Source organism: Stenotrophomonas sp. PS02289, from assembly GCF_029960115.1.
In the GTDB taxonomy this organism is placed as follows: domain Bacteria; phylum Pseudomonadota; class Gammaproteobacteria; order Xanthomonadales; family Xanthomonadaceae; genus Stenotrophomonas.
Genome location: NZ_JASCOZ010000232.1, coordinates 1 through 5214 on the forward strand (window position 1 = coordinate 1; position 5214 = coordinate 5214).

At 65.0% G+C, this 5214-nt stretch carries 3 protein-coding genes; 2 read left to right on the forward strand and 1 reads right to left on the reverse strand.

Features of this window, described 5'->3' with window-relative positions; all coding sequences use genetic code 11:
* Positions 1 to 28 precede the first annotated feature (28 nt).
* Complete coding sequence (locus QMX83_RS19905; protein ID WP_282298372.1) at positions 29 to 2476, reverse strand: TonB-dependent receptor; 2448 nt, start codon at positions 2474 to 2476, stop codon at positions 29 to 31.
* Positions 2477 to 2709: 233 nt separating this feature from the next.
* On the opposite strand from QMX83_RS19905, the gene QMX83_RS19910 reads away from it, so the two are divergent.
* Both QMX83_RS19910 and QMX83_RS19915 read left to right on the forward strand, forming a co-directional pair.
* Complete coding sequence (locus QMX83_RS19910) at positions 2710 to 3195, forward strand: DUF3574 domain-containing protein (protein WP_282298373.1); 486 nt, start codon at positions 2710 to 2712, stop codon at positions 3193 to 3195.
* A gap of 99 nt (positions 3196 to 3294) precedes the next feature.
* Complete coding sequence (locus tag QMX83_RS19915) at positions 3295 to 5016, forward strand: thiamine pyrophosphate-dependent enzyme (protein WP_282298374.1); 1722 nt, start codon at positions 3295 to 3297, stop codon at positions 5014 to 5016.
* The last annotated feature ends 198 nt before the right edge of the window (positions 5017 to 5214 follow it).

A 5214-nucleotide genomic window follows, 5' to 3' on the forward strand; every position in this document is an offset into this window, starting at 1 on the left:
CCGTTGGCCGGCACTCCGTACACTTCGATCAGAACGTATACCTGACACGCCCGTAGTAATACGCACCATTGCTGCCAATCGGTGACAGCACGTCATACGGCAGGTTGCCGTAATAGTAGATGTCCTCGTTGGACAGATCCGAATAGTTGTCGGTCAGGTTCTGCCCACCCAGCGCCACGCTCCACTGCGGCGTGATCTTGAACTCCACTTCCGCATCGAGCTGCCATTCCGCCCCATAGGTCTGGCGCGGAATGAAGCCGTCACCGAAGTTGAACACGCGCGTGGCACTGCCGTAGCGGGTCAAACGACTGTTCAGTGCCCAACGGTCGTTGGTCCATGCGGCCGCCAGCGAACCCCGCGTGCGCGGCGTGGCGTCGGTCAGGGTGTTGGTTTCCTCCACACCGAACAGCACGTAGTCCGGGTCCAGCGCGAGCAGGCTGGACGGGGTCGCCAGCACGTTCTTCAGCGTGGTCTTGTTGTAGGCGTAGGTGCCGGTCAGCACCAGTTCGCCGCCCGCGAGCGACTGCCGCCAGTTGCTCACCAGTTCCGCGCCGCGGGTGCGGGTATCGGCGGCATTGACGAAGAAGCTGGCGCTCTGCAGCCCGGCCACGCCGAACTGCTGCTGCACGTAGTCCGTCAATGCATCGCCGGTGATGCTTTCGGAAATGGCGATGCGGTCGTCAATGTCGATCTGGTAGAAGTCCAGCGACACATCGAAGTGGTCGCCGATGCGGCTGGTAAAGCCCAGGCTGGTGTTGATCGACTTTTCCGGCTTCAGGTCGCGCGCACCCAGGCCACGGGCGATGGGGTTGTTCACCGACAGCACACGGCCCTGCACCAGCTGGCCAGCGGCGTTGTAGCCGGTGGAGGTGGATTCATAGCCTATCTGTGCCAGCGACGGTGCGCGGAAATTGTTGGAGATGGCACCGCGCAGTGCGAACGCCGGGGTGAACTCGTAGCGCAGGCCCAGCTTGCCGGTCAGCTCGCCGCCGTAGTCGTCGCTGTGCTCATAGCGTGCGGCCAAGTCACTGCTGAAGTGGTCGCCGAAGGTGCTGGACAGGCTGGCATAGGCACTCGCCACATCGCGCGACAGCGAGGTGGCGTCCTGCGGGGTCAAGCCACCGCCGGCCTGCGAGCCGGTCGGGCGGTCGGTGTACGGACCGGCGGCGTAGCTGGCCGGATCACCCGGGCGGGTCTGGTAGTGGTCGCGTCGCGCTTCAACGCCCAGGCCCAGGCTGTGGCTGTTGTTGCCCTGGGTGAACACCCGGCCCAGGTCGAAGTTGCCCACAGTCAGTTCGTTGCGGTAATCGCCGGTCTTGAACGTGGTCGGGCTGGTCGGGCCCAGCGAGGCGTTCAGCGAATTGCGCAGGCGGTAGGTGAAGGTGTTGAAGCCGTAGTCCAGGCTGGCGTCGTAGTTCCATTCGCCCCATTGGCCCTTCGCACCGGCCACGGCCTGCACGTCGCGGTTCTCGCCTTCGGAAATCGGGCGATAGCCGTTCGGGTAAATCTCCGGCCAGTTGGCGTCGCTGTCCGGGTAGCGGAAGTAGTTCGCGCCTTCACTGTCGCGCTGGTTGAAGGTGCTGAAGAAGTAGAACTTCGAGGTTTCACCGAACGGCAGTTCGCTGTTGATCCAGGCGTTGAGATCCTTGGTCTTGCCATCGCCCAGCACGTAGTTGCGCTGGCCCTGAACGGCCAGGTTGGTGTCGCTCTGGTCCCACGGCGGAATCTGGTCGAAGCCGGCGCGGTTGGTGCCTTCGCGGTTCTTCAGTTCCAGGCCCACGCGCAGGAAGCCGCCGTTGTCGCTCAGCGCGGTGCCCACCTTGGCGCTGAAGAAGCTGGTCTGGCCGTCGGTAATGTTGCGGTCAATCGGCTTGAGGTCGGTGTGGTGCGCACCGAAGCTGGCCTCGATGGCACCGCCTTCCGGCGCGTTGTCGAGAATGACGTTGATCACGCCGGCTACCGCATCGGAGCCGTACAGCGCGCCAGCACCGTCGCGCAGCACTTCAATGCGCTGGATCGCGCTGACCGGGATGGAATTGAAGTCCACCGGCGTGGTGCCCTTGCCGATCTTGCTGTCGGTGTTGACCAGTGCGCTGGTATGGCGGCGCTTGCCGTTCACCAGCACCAGCACCTGGTCGGGCGACAGGCCACGCAGCTGTGCGGCGCGCACATGGTCGGCACCGCCGGAGTTGGACTGGCGCGGGAAGTTGAACGACGGCAGCAGGGTCTGCAGGGCGCTGCCGAGCTCGCCGTTGACCACACCGGCCTTGCGGATGTCCTCGGCGGTGAGCACGTCCACCGGCGAGGTGGATTCCAGCACGGTGCGGTCGATGGCGCGGGTGCCGGTGACGATCACCGTGTCCAGGGTGGTGGCTGAAGCCGGCGCGTCCTGCGCGTGGAGGTCCTGGGCCAGCAGGGGAGAGGAGAGGACCAGGGCAATGGCAAGGCCAAGGCGGGACGCGGACGGGCGGGACATGCGGACTCCAGCAGAACGACGGGGGGAGGAGGGGGAGGGGATGAATGGTTTCATTTACATCCATCCGGATGAAGCGATATATTATATTGGCGTGATGACGCCCTGTGATGCAAGTCCCGATTGACCGGGCTTGCATGCAGGCTGGGCATCAGCAGATAACCGTTGGTGATCTGCGCAGGAACCGGATGTCCTGCACGCTTCCTTCCCCCGCACGTTTTCCGGAGATGTACCCGATGAAGTCCTATGCCCTGCTGTTCGCTGTGATCCTGGCCGCCAGTGGTTGCGCTACCGCCGCCGGCCCGGCCTCGACCGCGAGCACACCGGCTGCCGTCACCGCCACGTTGCAGGGCGACGCCGCGCGCCCTGATGCCGCGGCGGGCTGGGTGCGCAGCGAGCTGTATTTCGGTGTGGGCGAAGAGAGCGGGGCCTCCGAGCGCAAGCAGACCGATGCGATTACCGACGCACAGTGGCGCGATTTCCTCGACAAGCAGGTCACGCCGCGTTTCCCCGATGGTCTGACCGTGTTCGATGCCTACGGCCAGTGGCTGTTCCGTGGTGCGAAAGAACCCAACCGCCTGCGCACCAAGGTGCTGGTGGTGCTGCATGAGAACACGCCGCAGCGTCGCGCCGATATCGAGGCGATCCGGCTGGCGTGGAAGCAGGCCACGGGGCACCAGAGTGTGTTGTGGGCGCAGCAGGCGGTGGAGGTTTCGTTTTAAGCGGGACATACATAGGTATGAACCGGCGTGTTTTCGCACGCCGGTGTCACCTGCGCAGGACTAGGCTGCAGCTTCCCCCGGAACTGTGGATGTCCTGTCATGAGCAAGCGCGTTGCCGAAATCGTCGTTGAAACCCTGCAGGCGGCCGGTGTGCGCCACTGTTACGGAATCGTCGGCGACACCCTCAATCACGTCACCGATGCCATCCATCGCAGCGACATCGACTGGGTGCATGTGCGCCATGAAGAGGTGGCCGCGTTTGCCGCCGGGGCCGATTCGCTGATCAGCGGACAGTTGACCGCATGCGCCGGTTCCTGCGGTCCGGGCAGCCTGCATTTCATCAACGGCATCTTTGAAAGTAACCGCAACCGTGCGCCGCTTGTCCTGATCGCCAGCCAGGTGGTCACCACCGAACTGGGCATGGAGTTCCCGCAGGAAGTGGACTTCAAGGCGGTGTATGCCAGCTGCAGCGTGTTCTGCGAACAGGTATACAACCCCGAGCAGGCGCGTCGTGTCGTGGCCCTGGCCTGCCAGACGGCGATCAGCCGCCGGGGTGTCGCGGTGGTGATTCTGCCGGCCGATATCAGCGAAGCGGAAGTGAAGCACGATGTGCCCTTCGGCGTGCACGTCACCCAGCCGGTGCTGCGCCCCAGCGACGAGGAACTGCAGCGTATCGCGGCGCTGATTGCCGAAGGGAAGCGGATCGGCATCTATGCCGGTGCTGGCTGCGAGCACGCGCATGACGCGTTGGTGGCGCTGGGTGAACGGCTGAAGGCCCCCATTGCGCATACCTCGCGCGCCAAGGACTTCGTGGAGCACGACAACCCGTACAACATGGGCATGACCGGCATCTTCGGCATCGAATCGGGTTTTCACACGCTGATGGCCTGCGACACCCTGCTGCTCCTGGGCGCTGATTTCGCCTGGGGCCAGTACTACCCCGACAAAGCCACGTTGATCCAGGTCGACCGTGACGGCAGCCACCTGGGGCGTCGCCACCCGGTGCAGTTGGGCGTGGTGGGGGATATCGGTCCGACTTTGGATGCATTGTTGCCGCTGTTGCCTCCGCGCGAGGACCGCAGCTTCCTCGACGAGTGCATCGAGCGCCGCGACAAGGCACTGGCCACCCGTGCCGACGAGGAGCAGCCGGGCGAGGGCACACTGATCCATCCGCAGCATCTGACCGCGCTGATCGATCGCCATGCCAGCGATGATGCGCTGTTCACCGCCGACGGCGGCTCGCCCATGGTCTGGATCCTGCGCCACATCCGCGCCAATGGCCGTCGCCGCACCCTGACCAGCCTGCTGCACGGCACGATGGCCAATGCGATGCCGCAGGCGCTGGGGCTGCAGAAGGCCTTTCCCGGTCGTCAGGTGATTTCCCTGTCCGGCGATGGCGGCATTGCCATGCTGCTGGGTGATCTGCTCACCGCAGTGCAGGAGAATCTGCCGATCAAGGTGGTGGTCTACAACAACAGCTCGCTGAACTTCGTCGAGCTGGAGCAGAAGGTGGAAGGCCTGCTGGACAACTACACCGACCTGAAGAACCCTGATTTCGGCCGTCTGGCCGAGGTGATCGGCTTCTACGGCCGCACCGTGACCCGCAGCGAGGACCTCGAGCAGGCCGTGCAGGACGTGCTGGCCCATCCCGGCCCGGCGCTGTTGGATGTGCACACCAGCCCCACCGAGCTGGTGATGCCGCCGCAGGTGGAGGCCAAGCAGGTGGCGGGCACTGCGCTGTATGCGGCCAAGGCGGTGCTCAGCGGGCGGGTGCGGGATGTGCGGGACCTGCTGGCCAATAATTTCCTCAACAAACCCTGAAGGGGCACGACCAACGGTCGTGACCTACCCGGGGATCCCACCACGGTCGGTACCGACCGTTGGTCGGTACGCCGGCCAACGGCCGGCGCTACCCGGTGTTCCATGGGCGTAGCTGTTGTTGGCGGCAACGAAGCCCTACCATCGGGTTCCCGGCGGGGGGGGGGGGGGGCGGGGGGGGGGGGGGGGGGGGGGGGGGGG

Bases quoted from the DNA above. Each gene is read 5' to 3' on its own strand.
- QMX83_RS19905 (WP_282298372.1), bottom strand. From the start codon at position 2,476: ATGTCCCGCCCGTCCGCGTCCCGCCTTGGCCTTGCCATTGCCCTGGTC.
- QMX83_RS19910 (WP_282298373.1), top strand. From the start codon at position 2,710: ATGAAGTCCTATGCCCTGCTGTTCGCTGTGATCCTGGCCGCCAGTGGT.
- QMX83_RS19915 (WP_282298374.1), top strand. From the start codon at position 3,295: ATGAGCAAGCGCGTTGCCGAAATCGTCGTTGAAACCCTGCAGGCGGCC.